Source organism: Synergistaceae bacterium (assembly GCA_031267575.1).
Classification (GTDB): domain Bacteria; phylum Synergistota; class Synergistia; order Synergistales; family Aminobacteriaceae; genus JAIRYN01.
In genome coordinates, this window is sequence record JAIRYN010000065.1 from 13,141 (window position 1) to 29,013 (window position 15,873).

12 protein-coding genes and 1 other RNA gene are annotated in these 15,873 nt (G+C 51.5%); 10 read left to right on the top strand and 3 right to left on the bottom strand.

The features are described from left to right. Positions 1-5 precede the first annotated feature (5 nt). Complete coding sequence (locus tag LBJ36_10865; protein ID MDR1379536.1) at positions 6-1,220, top strand: molybdopterin molybdotransferase MoeA; 1,215 nt, start codon at positions 6-8, stop codon at positions 1,218-1,220. A 25-nt stretch (positions 1,221-1,245) separates the two neighbouring features. Continuing rightward, the gene (mobB, locus tag LBJ36_10870) at positions 1,246-2,409 is read left to right on the top strand and encodes a molybdopterin-guanine dinucleotide biosynthesis protein B (GenBank protein MDR1379537.1); all 1,164 of its coding nucleotides are present in this window, start codon (positions 1,246-1,248) and stop codon (positions 2,407-2,409) included. A 56-nt stretch (positions 2,410-2,465) separates the two neighbouring features. Here the strand turns inward: mobB and ssrS are convergent. The 3 genes from ssrS to LBJ36_10885 form a co-directional block, all read right to left on the bottom strand. After that, positions 2,466-2,642: non-coding RNA, 6S RNA (gene ssrS / locus LBJ36_10875), on the bottom strand. Between the two features lie 152 nt (positions 2,643-2,794). Further along, positions 2,795-3,949: a Gfo/Idh/MocA family oxidoreductase gene (locus tag LBJ36_10880; GenBank protein MDR1379538.1), complete on the bottom strand. Its 1,155-nt coding sequence runs from the start codon at positions 3,947-3,949 to the stop codon at positions 2,795-2,797. A gap of 199 nt (positions 3,950-4,148) precedes the next feature. Then, the gene (locus LBJ36_10885) at positions 4,149-4,598 is read right to left on the bottom strand and encodes a glutaminase (protein MDR1379539.1); all 450 of its coding nucleotides are present in this window, start codon (positions 4,596-4,598) and stop codon (positions 4,149-4,151) included. Between the two features lie 141 nt (positions 4,599-4,739). Here LBJ36_10885 and LBJ36_10890 point away from each other — a divergent pair, with 141 nt between their 5' ends. The 8 genes from LBJ36_10890 to LBJ36_10925 form a co-directional block, all read left to right on the top strand. After that, complete coding sequence (locus tag LBJ36_10890; GenBank protein MDR1379540.1) at positions 4,740-5,600, top strand: radical SAM protein; 861 nt, start codon at positions 4,740-4,742, stop codon at positions 5,598-5,600. 772 nt (positions 5,601-6,372) lie between these two features. Next, entirely contained in the window at positions 6,373-7,215 is an 843-nt protein-coding gene (locus LBJ36_10895) for an EF2563 family selenium-dependent molybdenum hydroxylase system protein (protein ID MDR1379541.1), read from the top strand. A gap of 337 nt (positions 7,216-7,552) precedes the next feature. After that, the gene (locus tag LBJ36_10900; protein MDR1379542.1) at positions 7,553-7,651 is read left to right on the top strand and encodes a C10 family peptidase; all 99 of its coding nucleotides are present in this window, start codon (positions 7,553-7,555) and stop codon (positions 7,649-7,651) included. A 719-nt stretch (positions 7,652-8,370) separates the two neighbouring features. Beyond that, on the top strand, positions 8,371-9,018 hold the full coding sequence (locus LBJ36_10905) for a PAS domain-containing protein (protein ID MDR1379543.1): 648 nt from the start codon (positions 8,371-8,373) through the stop codon (positions 9,016-9,018). 98 nt (positions 9,019-9,116) lie between these two features. Next, entirely contained in the window at positions 9,117-10,454 is a 1,338-nt protein-coding gene (gene ssnA, locus LBJ36_10910; protein MDR1379544.1) for a putative aminohydrolase SsnA, read from the top strand. Between the two features lie 64 nt (positions 10,455-10,518). Further along, a complete protein-coding gene (gene ygfK / locus LBJ36_10915; GenBank protein MDR1379545.1) occupies positions 10,519-13,872 on the top strand; it encodes a putative selenate reductase subunit YgfK in 3,354 nt (1,117 codons plus the stop codon). A 50-nt stretch (positions 13,873-13,922) separates the two neighbouring features. Continuing rightward, the gene (locus LBJ36_10920; GenBank protein ID MDR1379546.1) at positions 13,923-15,149 is read left to right on the top strand and encodes a YgeY family selenium metabolism-linked hydrolase; all 1,227 of its coding nucleotides are present in this window, start codon (positions 13,923-13,925) and stop codon (positions 15,147-15,149) included. Between the two features lie 14 nt (positions 15,150-15,163). Further along, a partial coding sequence (locus LBJ36_10925) for a carbamate kinase (GenBank protein MDR1379547.1) occupies positions 15,164-15,873 on the top strand: 710 nt, incomplete at its 3' end.

Sequence of the window (15,873 nt, forward strand, 5' to 3'; positions counted from 1 at the left end):
TACCTATGAACTACACTTTAGAATTTACGATGGAAGACGCGTTGGATAAGCTGTTAGACCATATTAAGCAACCAACGTCAACGGAGACTATCGCTCTTGGGGATGCGTTGGGTCGAGTTGCTGCCAGCGATCAAATAGCGCTTATGAACCAACCGCCCTTTGATCGTTCCCCCTTGGATGGCTATGCGGTGCGGCATACGGACATCCAAGGCGCACATAGACAGGCGCCAGCAATCTTACGTGTTACACAACATATTTATGCCGGCGATGTTCCAACCGGTCCTATTGCCACTGGTGAAGCTGCGCGTGTTATGACTGGTGTACCTCTTCCAGCAGATGCCACCTGCGTCGTTCGTCAGGAGGACACAGACGGCGGGGAGGAAATGGTCCTCATCTATGTGGAGCATAAAAGACATGATAACTATTGTTTGACAGGCGAAGACGTCGAGCAAGGGGAAATCCTCGTTCAGAAGGGACAGCGTTTTGACGCGGCGGCGCTCGCAGTGCTCGCGAGTCAGGGGATTCTTGAAGTGGACGTGTTTTTTCGCCCCTATGTTGGAATATTATCGACTGGCAACGAGCTGATTGCTGTTGGAAGTACTCTACCATTTGGGAAAATCTATGACAGTAACCGATATTACATTGCGTCGCGCGTCACGGAGCTTGGCGGCATTTTCATATTAGGCGACAACGCCGAGGATGACCCCATGTATATTGCACATACATTGCAAAAGTTGTTAAGTCAATGCGAAATGGTCATAACCACTGGAGGGGTTTCGGTTGGCGCGCATGACTTTATGTCGGTCGTGGGTGAAACGCTTGGTGCCGCGCAGTTGTTCCATGGTATAGACTTGAAGCCTGGCGGCTCGACCCTGGCGTTTGCAAGGGATGATAAGATATTGCTTTGCCTGTCCGGAAACCCGTTCGCGGCTGCGGCGACTTTTGAAATCCTGGCCGGGCCGACGCTACATAAGCTCTGCGGCGACAGTGAAATACTGCTTGAACGAACCAAGGCTGTCCTGCAAAACAATTATCCCAAGGCAAGTCGTGGGCGGCGGTTACTGCGGGCTCGGATAAAGGGAAACCAAGTTGTCTTACCAAAAGGAGGTCATTCTTCCAGTATAATGCGTTCTATGATCGGGTGCAATTGCTTGGTTGATATTCCGGCAGGTTCACCGCCTTTGGAACCGGGCGCCCAGGTCGAAGTCATATTACTGTAAGAAGACAAGCTGTAAGAAGACAAGTATGAAACATATTGGAGCCGTGATTATAGCAGGCGGAATGAGCCGCAGAATGGGTAGGGACAAAGCAACGCTGCCGCTTGGAGAAGCCACTTTCCTAGAACGTATTTCCAGAGAATTGGGGGACTTTGATGAATTATTGCTTTCGGTCGACACCGCGGGACGCTTTGCCAGCCATCTGCGTCAAAGCCATCTGAGTCAAGTAGAGGACCTCTTCCCAAATTGCGGCCCGATTGCTGGACTCTACTCAGCATTGCGCCATTGTGTTTCTCGATGGCTATTGGCGGTGAGTTGTGATATTCCTCTATTTTCTCGTGGTTTAGCCGAGTACCTCTCTACGTACATTGCCAACGAATATGACGCTGTCGTCGCAGTGACCAGAGAGGGACGCATTCAGCCGTTGTGCGGAATTTATTCCAGCAGTATATGCGGTCTGCTGGAAAAACAGATCGTCAGCAAGGATTATCGTATGATGCACGTTATCGAGAAGCTGAATGTAAAATATGTGTCGTTGCGACATTCAGCCTATGCTGATGAAATGATTCAAAATGTGAATACACCAGAACAATACGCGGATATGCGTCGAAAGATAGAAGGACCGCCGGTGATCGCGGTGAGCGGTATCAAAAATTCCGGCAAGACGACGCTTTTGGAAAACATTATTCCCTTACTCAAAAATGAAGGTTTGAGGGTTGCGGTCATTAAGCACGATGCTCATGATTTTGTCCCAGATGTCCCAGGAACAGACAGTTTTCGTATGAGACAAGCTGGAGCTCACGGTGTAGCGGTATACTCGAAACATCGATACATGGTCATTGCTAAGCAACTGGACATTACTTTCAAGAATTTATTTCAATATTTTCCTGAAGTCGATTTGTTTTTGCTGGAAGGCGGAAAGAACACACTGTATCCAAAATTGGAAATTCTTCGTTCCACTGTGTCCACCACACCAGTTTGTGACCCGGATACGACTATTGCCGTTTGCGCCGATCTTGACGAAAGTCCGCACGAAAGTCCGCATAAGAATATCTTGCGTATTGACGATTATAAAGGAATTACAGAGTTTTTGTTACAATATCTAGAAAAAGAAGGAAAATTATACAAGACACATAGGGATAAAACATCAACTACGCTATACTCACAAGCAAATAGATTTGCTATTCTTTAGATGATAAGTGTCTACAGCAAGCCTTACTTCTTTTAGTATGTGTACTTCCTCCCTACAAAACCCCCACAGATACCGTGTCTTGAAAGTCTTGACCCGTTCCCACAATGTCGAGACTCGCCTCACCTTGGTTCAGTCAACCGTGAAGGCCATCATCTCCGGCAAGGACGTTGGGTCTCATGGAAATCGAGTGTTGGCTCAAGACATTATCTCGATCACGAATACCGTAGGGGTAAAATTTCAAATTTCAAGGCGCACAAAAACGGCAACTTTCTAGATTCTATGCACCTTACTTTTCTAGCAAAATTATACCAGAGTTTTACAAAAGCGTATCACGTTGCTCATCATTTAGTTCTGACAATTTACGTTGTTATATAAAAGTCATTCGTCATTTTCCCAGGTCGCTGCCCAGCGTAATTTCGGAGGTCTCGAAATTTTCCACCGAACGGGTTTTGGTGTAGAAACGCGGCATGGCGCTTGTCATCGTTTCGCGATGATAGAAGGGATCGTCGGGCGCGACAGGTAACTCCACCGTCCCGTGGGTCACAGACGACTTGTAAATGGCCATAACCAATTCCACCACATTCCTCCCCTCCTGGGCGGTTATTCCCGGTAATACATTCTTCTCGATGGCGAAAAGAAAATTATCGATCTGGGCAGGGTGTCCTTCAAGGGACAGCGGGAGGAGATTCTCGTAGTATTTTTGCAGTTCATCACGGGCTATGCTGTCCTCCTCAGGAAAGCCGTTCGTCAGCGCCTTCGACGCGGCGGGCTTCCATGGAATGGAAAGCCTTCCCTTCTCCGTTTGAAACACCATCTCCTGGTGCTCGTCGTGGGTGAGCAGCGACGCGGACAACTGAACCAGCTTGTTCGGATACTCCAGTATGGCAACGCCTACGTCTTCACATTCGGAGTTGTTATGCCCCATGTTGGCAATCACCGCCGTGACTTTTTGGGGTTTGCCGAGCATCCAAAGCAATAGGTCAATCTGATGAACGGCGTGACTGGTGAAACAGCCGCCACATTCCTTTTCCCAGGTCCCCCGCCACCAGATATCGTAATAATTTCCTCCCCGCCACCACAGGGAATCCACCGAGGCATACCGGACAGAACCGCCGACTCCGCGTTCGAGCATCGTCTTCACCTTGTGGTTGGGCGTTTTAAAGCGATTCTGAAAAATCGGCGAGAGAATTTTCCCGCTGTTCTCCGCAGCGCGGATCATTTCGTCGCACTCCCATAGGCTCGTAGCCATGGGCTTTTCGACGAGCGCGTGACGGCCGGCGTTCAAAGCGCGTATGACCGTAGACGCGTGCGCGTCCGGCGGCAAACACACCGACACAGCGTCGACATCGTCCCGAGACAGAACCTCATCCAGGTTATCGCACGCGACCGCGGAAAGACCTTTTTTCTCGATCAAAGATCGAGCTTTGTCTGGATAAAGGTCACAGACAACCCTTACCTGGCACCGATCCGCGAAACTGAGAAAAGCGTCCGCGTGAACAGCCGCAATCGCGCCGGAGCCAATGATCGCAATGCCAATCATACTCTTTTCCTCCCAACGCGTTTTTTGTACGTTGTCTTGAAAAGCACAAGCTCATGCCTCAAAGAAACGCCTTCCAAGATTTAAGCAATTTTACGATAAAACGATGAGAAAGCCAAGGGCTTCAGCCGTCGGATGAGAATTCCAACGCCGCCAACGAACGGTGTTCGTTTTTGTTTATTGTTGTGTATCTAAATTCATGTTAGACTTCTTTCATGATTGCGATATCCATCAAGATATTCGATGTACTCTGCCCGAACTCATCCCCAAGCATCGCGACTAAAACGATGGCCCCCGAATTGATGAAAGGGTTGAGAGGCGTAGGCGAGGCCATCTCCAATTTCATGATGGAGTTGAATGTCTCGGAGCAGGGCGCCATCCCGACCTTCGAGAATACGCAAGCCTCTCCGAATTTTTCCAGGACGAGAGCGAGGGAAAGGACCTTCGAGATGGATTGCAGCGAAAAATGGGCATTCCGGTCCCCAGACGACGTCGTAACACCGTCCATTGTAGTGATGGACAGGGAGAAAAGCGCGCTGTCAACCCTTGCGAGCTCCGGAATGTATGACGCTGGCTTGCCATCGTTGTGCCACGACCGGTATAGAGTGACGGTATGATCTAGCAGTTCCTGAATTTCATCTGTGGTCTTCATGCGATTGTCCCTTCCTGTTTTTTTATTCTAATGGCCTATCTCTCGCCTTGTCAACGCCATACAGGCTGTGGAAATGCTATAGTGAAACAAACTATAATAGAAGAAGTGAAACAAACTATAAATAGAAGAGAGGTGTCCGTGATGATCAAAACACGTTGGTGGCACAAAGAAGGTGAAGGCGCGCGATGCGGACTTTGCTTTCGTCGATGTCTAATCTCGGCGGGAAAAATGGGATATTGCGGGGCCAGAAGGTGGGACGAAGGTATTTTTTCTTTTTCGTCTCCATGGCTGGGGTGTTTTAGCTCCTGCGCCATAGACCCCATCGAGAAAAAACCCCTTTATCACTGGCGGCCAGGGAGCTTTATCTTCTCTTTGGGCAGCCTGGGCTGTAACATGCGCTGCCCCTTTTGCCAGAATCACGGCATCGCTCAACTGGCGCGGGCAAAATCCGTCCCCCTCGTCAGCATAGCTCCGGGGGAACTGGTGAATAGCATCAAAAAAGAAGGTTTAACCGCCGTGGCCTTCACCTACAATGAACCCACGCTACAAGCTGAGTACATTCTCGAAGCCGCCCCGCTCTTAAAAAGCGAGGATATAGCCATCGCTCTGGTCACTAACGGAATGTTTTCAACGGAGGCTCTAGACGACCTGACGCCCTGGATCGACGCTACCAACGTGGACGTTAAAACTTTCAATCCCGTTGTCTACTCGGCCCTGGGAGGCTCCTTGGACACGGTGAAGGCGAATATCGCGCGACTGACCCAGAAGGGCGTACACGTCGAACTGACGAATTTAGTGGTTCCGGGTATCAGCGACTCTAGAGAGGACTTCATTCGCATGACGGACTGGATCGTTGGGCTTTCCAGGGAACTGCCGCTCCACATTTCGCGTTATTTTCCCGCGCACCGATACACTGCCCCTCCCACGGACGTGGGACTCATGAAAACCTTTGAGTCCATCGCCAAGAGTAAACTGAAACACGTGCACCTGAGCAACGTTTAACTTGGCGAGGACATCTGTCCTTGCAGTTCGTCGATTTTTCGGGCTATTCTGGCGAGCATCTCCCGTTTTTTGGCGAGAGGCGGCCCTATCAGTTTCGGATCAGTCCTTATGCGTTCTCGTTTACGAGTTTTATGCTATATTTTCTTACGATTTTTTCTTACGATTTTTGAACAATATTCCCAACAAAACCGCGCGTTTTTCCGCCAAAACCTGGGTTTCCCTTAGCGCGGCACGTTCCTCATCATCTTTAATGAAGGTCCCGCTCATCATAGTCTCCCTCTTTTCAGCCTTTTGTCCACAGGGTAAAATTTATCACGGAGATTATATCATGCTTTGCTTTTATCGCGTTTTCGCAATCGCCCGTCTAAACGCGTCCGAAAGCGAAACGTCTATTGAAAAAGTAAATGCAACCTGGGCGGTGAGCGTGGGTTGTGATAAATTTTGCAAATGTGCAGATAAAAGTTTGTCGTAATAAGTAACACATTACCTCCACTTACCTCCGCTACTTAGAACACTGTGTATAACCTTGCCATACTAGCTATAGTATAGTATATATATACTTTATTAAGTATATATAAGTATATATACGAAGAAATTAATATTTAATTAAAATACTATACGCTGACCTCTAATCCAGGAGAAAACCAAAGCATGTCTATATTTTGACAGCATCCTTTCGACTGTTTATAATGTTTCAACATGATAATAATTTCTTAACTATCTTGTTTTCCATTTCACTTTGCCTGGAATACTTTCTTGAGGAGAGAGCGTTATGCCGTTGGCGATTGTCCGTGGTGGGGGAGACCTTGCCACAGGGGTTATTTACAGATTGTGGAGGGTAGGTTTCACAGTCCTGGTCTTGGAGGTGCCTCGCCCTATGGCGATACGGCTTCCGGTTTCCGTGGCCCAAGCCATCTATGAGGGGTTGCATGTGATCGGCGAGATGCGGACAAGACGAGTCGCTTCCGTGGACCAGACGCCCGACGACGGGGACGTGGGAGTTCTGGTGGACCCCCTTGGAACATCGATCGCGGAGCTGAGACCGGATGTGTTGGTAGACGCCATCATGGCCAAAAGAAATTACGGTACGCGAAAAGACATGGCGCCTCGCGTCATCGCCATCGGTCCGGGGTTTTGCGCTCCTAGGGACGTTCATGCCGTGGTGGAAACTTTGCGCGGACACAATTTGGGACGAGTCATCACCAACGGAGAGGCTGCCCCTGATACGGGTGTACCAGGGGAAATCGGGGGCGAGACCGCGAACAGGGTAGTACGCTCTCCTGCGGCGGGAATAGCTCGTTTTGCGGTCTCAATCGGAGATCGGGTGGAAAGTGGACAGATCATAGGCGACGTCGATGGAATGCCTATCGAAGTAAAAATCTCTGGGGTTGTGCGTGGGCTTATTCACCCGTCGGTGCGAGTCGCCGTCGGAATGAAAATTGGGGACGTAGACCCGCGCGCGGCTCGCGAAAATTGTTTTTCGATTTCTGACAAATCCCTGGCCATAGGCGGGGGTGTCCTCGAAGCGGCATTAGCGAATTTCGCTTTTCGATTTCACCCCTGCCATATCTTCAATCATTGCGAAACTGACGATAAAGCGATGAGAAAGCTATAATATAATAGTAATCGCAATAAAAAGTCTGGTAGAACGCGTCAAAAACGCCAGGAATACCAGGAATACTCTACCAACGTTTTGAGGAACTCAATTTTCTTTTGCGACGAATAGCGGCAGTCAGACAAAATGGAGCAAGCTCACGCGTACAAACGTGTTTTCGTCTAGCCTCGCGGTACGATCGACCGGTCTGAGCGACCTTTCTGGCATAAGAGTTGCTCCGCTGCTATAAAGCACGTGGAGCCAAGGAAACACCTATGACGAAGAATGGCAATATCAACCCATTGTATAACTATTATACCCCCAATAACTATCCCACAACTATCCCACCGGTTGCAGCGTGACAGCATTCGGCCAAGTTATGAGGTATTTTCAGTGGCCTATAACTGGGATAGGGACAAAATCCTTGCGGGCTATCGTTTTGATCCCATCGGGGTGAGAACTGGCAAATCCAAAACTCCCGACGATCCCGAATACTCCCCAACAACGATCTCTGGAATAGCGATAGGCAACGTATATGGTGTTTTATTTGTGGATAACCTCGACAAAATGGAAGAAAACGCAAAAGAGAACGTCAGCGCGTCGATAACGCCGTTGTCTCCCATTGTTGAGTCTGTGCCTATTACATTTATGCCCGCATTTTGGAAAACGGGGCAACCGGTGAGTTTTCGTTTCTATTTCCACAAGAGAGACAGTACAATTTGACGTTCCACGCTTGGACAACCAACGACAATGAACTACTTGAGCACGAATACTGGCAAACGAGCATCATAACGGTGACCAGAGAAGAGGAAAATGAAGAAAACGAAATCGGAGAAGAGGAAGAGAACGAAGAGGGACGTATTTCCGAAATCGGGAACGTCCCTTTTTATTTTTTTAACGTTAAAAGGCCATCAAAAATTGACCTTTGCAGTTGATTTTGTTCTAAAAACATTGGGATAAAAGAACACCATTTTGACTAAATTGCTTTTCCTACAAATTGCTTTTCTTATGCCAATTTCACCCCTTGACATAAAAAGCAATCGAGAGTAAATTCTACACACCTAAGAATTTTTTATCAACATTTTAAAAAAACAACAAAATCGCAATATAATGATCTTGGACGATCCTAACTTGAGAAATCCAGAAATCGCGGTTTTATGAAGAAGGAGATAGTTCATGAATCACAAACAAGATCTGAAAGCATGGGTACCATGGGTGGACTTTCTGGCGGATGCCCTGGGAAGCACCTGTGAGGTAGTTCTCCATGATCTTCTAGATATAGAACATTCTATTGTGGCGATTCGCAACAATCACGTCACTGGTAGACAAGTTGGGGATTCTCTGTCCGATTTCGCCTTGGAAATCATTCAAGAACACGCCCATAATAAAAAAAGTTACTTGGCCAGCTATTACGGTTCTCTTGAGGAAAACGGGAAAATACTGCGACTGTCCTCTTTTTTTATCTACGACGAAGAAGGGCGTCCCATAGGGATGTTGGCATTAAACATGGATTTCTCGGTTCTGGAGGAGGCTCGCGACATCATCAATCGCTTCATCCACATGGAGGCCCTCGTCCCAGTGGAAAAACAAACCGGAAAGTCCATGCACTTCAATCTTTCTGAGGATTACATGCCCTCTATGGTGGCCCGCACTATTGCTGAAAGCGGAGTGGAGCCGGCGCGGATGACTGCGGATGAAAAGCGCGGCATCGTCGAATCCCTCCAATGGAAGGGCGTCTTTTTATTGAAAGGCGCGATCACAGAGGTTGCCAAAAAACTAGAGGTCTCGGAGCAGACGGTCTACCGTTACTTGAAAGATATTTGAGAATTTCAAGCGCCTGAAATAGCCGTCTTTGACTATTCTACCTTCAGGCCTTTTAGTTAATTCAAGGCCTTTTAGTTAATTCAAAAGGAGGGGTCGCAATGCTACTTGTGGGAAACGGACCGGTGATTACGCGGGACGAAAATAATCCGTTTTTTGCTAACGGCTGCGTGGTCATCGAGGGGGACGTCATCAAGGAAGTGGGCGATACAGAGGTGATGAAGCGCAAATATTCCGGCGCTTCCTTCGTTGACGCCGAAGGCAATCTCGTTATGCCTGGTTTCATCAACGCGCATATGCATTTTTACAGCACGTTTTCTCGGGGAATGCCAAGTAAGTACCCGCCGGCGCAGAATTTCACGGAGGTTTTGGAGCGGCTGTGGTGGAGACTGGACAAGGCGTTGACCTTGGAGGGCGTCTACTATAGCACCTTGACCGCTTTGGTAGACTGTATCAAAAACGGATGTACCACCATCATTGATCACCACGCCTCGCCTCTGCACGTGGCAGGAAGTTTGTTTGAAATCGGGAAAGCCACGCGCCTGGCGGGGCTTCGTGCCTCGTTGTGCTACGAGGTCTCTGACCGCGATGGCAAGGAGGTCATGCGGCAGGGCATCAAGGAAAATATCGACTTTATCGACCACGCCAACAACGCGGCGCGGAACGGAGACGACCGTATTGCCGGCATGTTCGGTCTTCACGCCTCTGTGACATTGAGCGGTGAAACCCTGGCGCAATGCCGCGAGGCTATAGGGGACCGAAACGTGGGATATCACGTCCACGTGGCGGAGGGACCCGCCGACGAGGAGGACTCTTTAGCGAAATACGGCAAGCGTATCGTCCAGCGCTTCCATGAATTCGGCATCACGGGGGATAAATCTCTTTTCATTCACTGCGTTCATCTGGACAACGAAGAGCTGGAGACCATTAAGCGGACAGGCACAGCCGTCGTGCATAACCCAGAGTCCAACATGGGCAACGCCGTGGGCTGTACACCTCTTCTAAAGATTTGCGACATGGGGATTTTGACGGGGCTCGGCACGGACGGGTACGTCAGCGACATGTTGCAGTCCTACAAAATGGCCAACGCGCTCCAAAAACACCACAACAGACATCCCAATGTGGCCTGGGGTGAAATTCCGACGATGCTTTTCGAAAATAACGCGAAGATCTGCGCCCGTTACTTCAAGACGCCTGTAGGGAAATTGGCCAGCGGGTGCGCGGGGGACGTGGTGGTTTCCGACTACATTCCGCCAACTCCGCTTTCCGCCGAAAATATCAACGGACATCTACTGTTCGGCACTACGGGCCGCAGCGTGCTCACTACGGTAGCGTCGGGAAAGGTCTTGATGCGGGATCGCCACTTGGCGGAGTTGGACGAAAAAGCCATCTTCGCCAAAGCGCGGGAAGTGGCCTTAAAAACCTGGGAGGCCGTTTAAAAGCGAGGCTTGAATTAAACACGAGGACCGGGGGCGTGTCCTCGCAAAGAGGGGGGTTTCAGTCATGTCGCATATCATGAGACCGCAGTTGTTCGAAGACCTGCTTCGTTGGGTTGCGGGAGAGTATCAATCGACGGATTCGATTTTCGGCATCCACAAATCGCTTTTTTATGTTCCAAAGAAAAACGCGCCTTATTCCACCGAGATTTTCGGTCACCGGCTCTTGACTCCTTTTGGTCCAGCGGCGGGACCAAATAGTCAGTTGACCCAAAATATCGTAGCGAGCTGGTTGGGCGGAGCGCGCTTTATAGAGTTAAAAACCGTTCAGGTCATGGACGAGCTGGAGCTAGGCCGTCCATGCATCGATATGGCGGACGAGGGGTACAACGCCGAATGGTCCCAGGAACTGAAGTTGGAGCAGTCCGTACAAGAATACGTCAAAGCCTGGGTGTTGCTCCACGTGTTGCAGCGGATGCTGGGTTGGGAAAAACTTCCTTTCGGGACCGTCTTCAACATGAGCGCGGGGTACAACCTGGAGGGAATCAAGAGTCCTCGTATGCAACGATTCATGGACACGCTGACAAAAGCGGAGGAGCCCATTGCCAGGTATAAAGCGATCCTTGATAGGGATTTTCCACAGTACGCGGATATCGAGGTGCCCTCCCAGTTGGTGAACAGCGTGACTCTATCCACCATGCACGGTTGCCCTCCAGATGAAATACAGAAAATCGGGCTCTATTTCCTGGAGGAGAAGGGCCTTCATCTGATCCTGAAGCTCAACCCGACGCTTCTGGGCAAAAAAGAAGCTATGAAGATTCTACACGAGGATCTGGGCTATAAAGACATTGATATTCACGACGATACCTTCGACCACGACCTCCAATATCCCCGGGCTCTGGAAATCGTTTCCACTCTCAAGAACCGAGCAAAAGAGCTGGGGCTTTTCTTTGGCGTCAAACTGACCAACACTTTTGCGATGGTCAATTATCGCGGGGTCATGCCGGGCGAGGAAATGTATATGTCAGGCCGCTCTCTCTTTCCGATCAGCATGCAGCTTTTTGAACGCGTCTCCGAGCGCTTCGGAGGAAATTTACCCGTATCCTACTCAGCCGGAGCCGATGAATTGAACGTGCCCGCCCTATTCGCCTGCGGCGCCATGCCGGTCACGATGGCCTCCGATCTTCTAAAGCCAGGGGGGTACGCGAAGTTCCGTCCCTGCATCGAGGCACTGGAGGGCGCGATGGAGAAGGCGGGGGCGACAACTCTGAAAGAATTCGCGAGTGATCGCCTAGAAACCCTTAAAAACACGGCAAAAGACGCCCTTTCCAACCCTCGTTATAAAAAGAGCGCTTTTGAGGGCGTGCCCAAAGTCACTTCCGAGTTAAGGCTTTTCGACTGCGTGACGGCTCCCTGTATGGGAAGCTGCGCGGTGTGTCAGGACGTGCCAGCCTACGCCTGGCGGATCGCCCAAGGGGATTTCGACGGTGCTTTGGCCGTCATCCTCCGCAAGAATCCGCTACCTGGGGTGACAGGACATGTCTGCACTCACCTTTGTCAAAGTACCTGTACCCGTAATAACTACGATAGTCCCGTGGCCATTCGCGCTCTCAAGCGGTTCGCCGCGGAGCGAGAGCAGAGCCCAAGCAAAACCCCGGACGCGAAACGGGACACGAAGGAGACCGAGCAGAAGGTGGCCGTCATCGGAGCGGGACCTTCAGGGCTGGCCGCGGGCGCGTATCTGGCCTTGGCGGGTGTGGATGTCACGATCTTCGAGGAAATGCCGAGAGCGGGCGGCATGATGGCCCTTGCTCCGGAGTTTCGTCTGCCGAAAGAAGTTATGGACGCGGACGTCCGGCGCATCATGGATCTGGGGGTCAAGATCGAGCTGAATCACAAAATCACCGAGCCCCCTGAAAACCTCCTAGAAAAGGGTTTCGACGCCGTCTACGTGGCCTGTGGTTTTCCTGAGGACGCGCGTTTCTCCCTTCCGATCTCCGTTCCTGGCGGGGACGCCCTGGAGGCTTCCGCGTCGGTCTTCACCTCCATGAAATTGCTCAAGTCCGTGGCGCTGGGGAAAGAGCTGGATCTGGGTAAAAAAACGATCGTCATCGGCGGCGGCAACACCGCGATGGACGTGGCACGCACGGCTTCGCGCCTGACGGGCAACCCGGTAACCGTCGTCTATCGCCGTACTCGGACCGAGATGCCGGCCATCCAAGAGGAGCGGGATTTGGTCTTCGAGGAGGGCAACGAGCTGGTGGAGCTGGCGGATCCCTGTGGAGTCGTCGTCGAGAACGGCAAGGTGACGGGGCTAGAGTGCAGAAAGTGTCGCTTGGGAGACCCCGACGCCTCTGGCCGGCGCGCGCCGATACCCACGGAGGAGAAGTTTGTCGTCAAGGGTGACTCCATCGTGATCGCGGTAGGGCAGGGATCTGAGAAGGAGCTTTTTCATGGAAGCCGGGTGATCACCAAAAAGAACGGCGCGGTGGAGATTCGCTCCAAATATTCTGACTCCGCCGGCATGACGTCGGTTTGCGGTGTTTTCGCGGGCGGTGATGCTACCCGAACCCCGGCTATCGTCATTCAGGGCTGCGCGGACGGCGCGAGGGCCGCCAAGGCCATCTGTTGTCAGTTGGGGATTTTGAATTCGAGTGAAACCGCGAACGAAAAATTACCGCCTTTGACTGAGAGAGAGATCTTGGAGGTCAAGGCTTCACGTACCCATAAAAGTTTCCAGCACAAGGAATCACATTTGCCTCTCTCGGAGCGCAAGGGCTTCGATCTGGTGGAGCGGACCCTTTCACCCGAAGATGCCCAGGCCGAGGCTCGCCGGTGCCTGCAATGCGCCACGTTCTGCGACAAATGCGTGGAGGTCTGCCCCAACCGAGCCAACGTCTCCTACAAGGTGACGCCGATCAAGGTGGATGTACCGAGAATTTGTTCCGAGGACGGAACCGCGGTGATCGTGGGGACGGAACAGGTGGAAATTTCTCAATCGCGTCAGGTTCTCCACATCGACGACTTTTGCAACGAGTGCGGCAACTGCGCCACGTTCTGCGTCCACGAAGGGCATCCTTATCGGGATAAACCGAGGCTGGTGCTCAACGGACCCGATTTCGCGGCACAGGACGACAATGTGTTTCAAATCGACGGCAACGTTCTCCGGCGCCGGGAGGGAGGCAGAGAAAGCCGCCTCACGATCGAGCGGGGAGGCTACCTTTACGAAAACGAATCGCTTTCCGTAGAACTGGACAACGGGTTCGCCGTCCGGAGCTTGACGCCGAGAGGCCATGTAGAGGAGTGTTCGTTGCGTGATGCCGTGGAGATGGCCGTGATGTTCAATGGAATCAGAGCTTCGGCACCTTATCTAAATTCAATACCTTATCTAAATTCAATAAAAGGCCTAAAGATGGGGTAGGCAAGTGCCCACGTAAATAAAAAGAGTAGACGTAAAGGAGAAATTCGGCAATGGACTTCAAGAAAATTCAAGAGTTGGCCAAGCGTTATGAACCTGATATAACCCGCTTTCTGCGCGATATGATCGCCATTCCCAGCGAGAGCTGCAACGAAAAAGGCGTCGTACTGCGGATCAAAGAAGAAATGGAGAAGGTGGGCTTCGACAAGGTAGAGATCGACCCTATGGGGAACATCCTGGGGACCATTGGCAATGGCAAACACGTGATTGCGATGGACGCCCACATCGACACCGTCGGAATCGGCAACAAGGACAACTGGAAATTTGACCCCTACCTGGGCATGGAGGATGGCGAGACCATCGGTGGGCGCGGCGCCAGCGATCAAGAGGGCGGCATGGCTTCTATGATCTATGGAGGGAAGATTATCAAAGATCTGGACCTGACTGGAGACTACTCCCTGGTGGTGGTGGGGTCCGTCCAGGAAGAGGATTGTGACGGGCTGTGCTGGCAGTACATTTACGACCAGGATAAGCTGCGCCCTGAGTTCGTCGTCAGCACGGAGCCCACAGACGGCAGAATCCACCGAGGCCAACGGGGTCGTATGGAGATCCGGGTCAAGACCAAGGGCGTCAGTTGCCACGGGTCCGCTCCTGAGCGCGGCGATAACGCCATCTATAAAATGGCCCCTATTCTTTTGGAGCTTCGGGCGCTTCACGAAAACCTCAAGGACGACCCTTTCTTGGGCAAGGGCAGTCTCGCGGTATCTGAGATCTTTTTCACGTCCCCGTCCCGCTGCGCCGTGGCCGACAGTTGTTGGATTTCCATCGACCGCCGTTTGACCTTCGGCGAAGATGGGGAATATGCCCTGAACCAAATCCGCAACCTGCCCTCAGTCAAAGCCGCCCAGGCTGAGGTGTCCATGTACACCTATGAACGTCCCTCGTACACTGACCTGGTCTACCCCACGGAGTGTTACTTTCCCACCTGGGTCATCGAAAACGAGCACCTGGTCACTCGTACTTTGGTCGACGCTTTCAAAAAAGCTCTGGAACGGGAGCCTGTGGTGGATAAATGGACCTTCTCGACCAACGGCGTTTCAATCATGGGGCGTTACGGCATTCCTTGTATCGGTTACGGACCCGGTAAAGAAGCACAGGCTCACGCCCCCAATGAGATCACCTGGAAAAAAGACCTGGTCGAGTGTGCCGCCGTTTACGCCGCGCTCCCCGTGACCTACACGGAAAAGCTTACGGAAAAACTCACAGAAGCCAAGAAATAGTGGAGAGCCTAGAGATGAGCAAAATAGCGGTGATCGCGGTGGGCGGAAATTCCCTCATCGTCGACGAATCAAGGCATACGGTAGAGGATCAATACGACGCTGTTGTCATAACGGCCAGTCACATCGCCGACGTGGTGGAAAAAGGCTACGACGTGGTGGTCACTCACGGCAACGGGCCCCAAGTGGGGTTCATTTTGCGCAGATCGGAGATTGCCAACCAAGTCGCGGGTATGCACCGGGTACCCCTGGTCAGTTGTGGCGCCGACACGCAAGGGGCCCTGGGTTACCAGATCCAGCAGGCGTTGGATAATGAGTTCAGAAAGCGTGGAATGGCCAAAACAGCCGTCACGGTCGTGACCCAGGTTGTGGTGGACGAAGGCGATCCCGCTTTTGAAAAACCCAGCAAGCCCATCGGTTCGTTTTATAAAGAAGAACAACTGGAAGCCCTCAAAAAAGAAAACCCCAGTTGGGTGTTGATGAGCGACGCCGGCCGAGGATATCGCCGCGTGGTGGCCTCGCCCAAACCTCAGGAGATTGTCGAGCTGGAGGTCATCCAGTCTCTGGTCAAGCAAGGTTGTTGTCTGATCGCCGTCGGAGGCGGAGGTATTCCCGTCGTTCGCGGAAAGGACGGAGCTCTCGAAGGGAAGGACGCCGTGATCGACAAGGACTTCGCGTCGAGCCTTCTGGCCTCTCAGGTCGACGCCGACCTTTTGGTGATTTCCAC

Bases quoted from the DNA above. Each gene is read 5' to 3' on its own strand.
- LBJ36_10880 (MDR1379538.1), bottom strand. From the start codon at position 3,949: ATGATTGGCATTGCGATCATTGGCTCCGGCGCGATTGCGGCTGTTCAC.
- LBJ36_10905 (MDR1379543.1), top strand. From the start codon at position 8,371: ATGAATCACAAACAAGATCTGAAAGCATGGGTACCATGGGTGGACTTT.
- LBJ36_10895 (MDR1379541.1), top strand. From the start codon at position 6,373: ATGCCGTTGGCGATTGTCCGTGGTGGGGGAGACCTTGCCACAGGGGTT.
- LBJ36_10890 (MDR1379540.1), top strand. From the start codon at position 4,740: ATGATCAAAACACGTTGGTGGCACAAAGAAGGTGAAGGCGCGCGATGC.
- LBJ36_10865 (MDR1379536.1), top strand. From the start codon at position 6: ATGAACTACACTTTAGAATTTACGATGGAAGACGCGTTGGATAAGCTG.
- mobB (MDR1379537.1), top strand. From the start codon at position 1,246: ATGAAACATATTGGAGCCGTGATTATAGCAGGCGGAATGAGCCGCAGA.
- ygfK (MDR1379545.1), top strand. From the start codon at position 10,519: ATGTCGCATATCATGAGACCGCAGTTGTTCGAAGACCTGCTTCGTTGG.
- LBJ36_10920 (MDR1379546.1), top strand. From the start codon at position 13,923: ATGGACTTCAAGAAAATTCAAGAGTTGGCCAAGCGTTATGAACCTGAT.
- ssnA (MDR1379544.1), top strand. From the start codon at position 9,117: ATGCTACTTGTGGGAAACGGACCGGTGATTACGCGGGACGAAAATAAT.
- LBJ36_10885 (MDR1379539.1), bottom strand. From the start codon at position 4,598: ATGAAGACCACAGATGAAATTCAGGAACTGCTAGATCATACCGTCACT.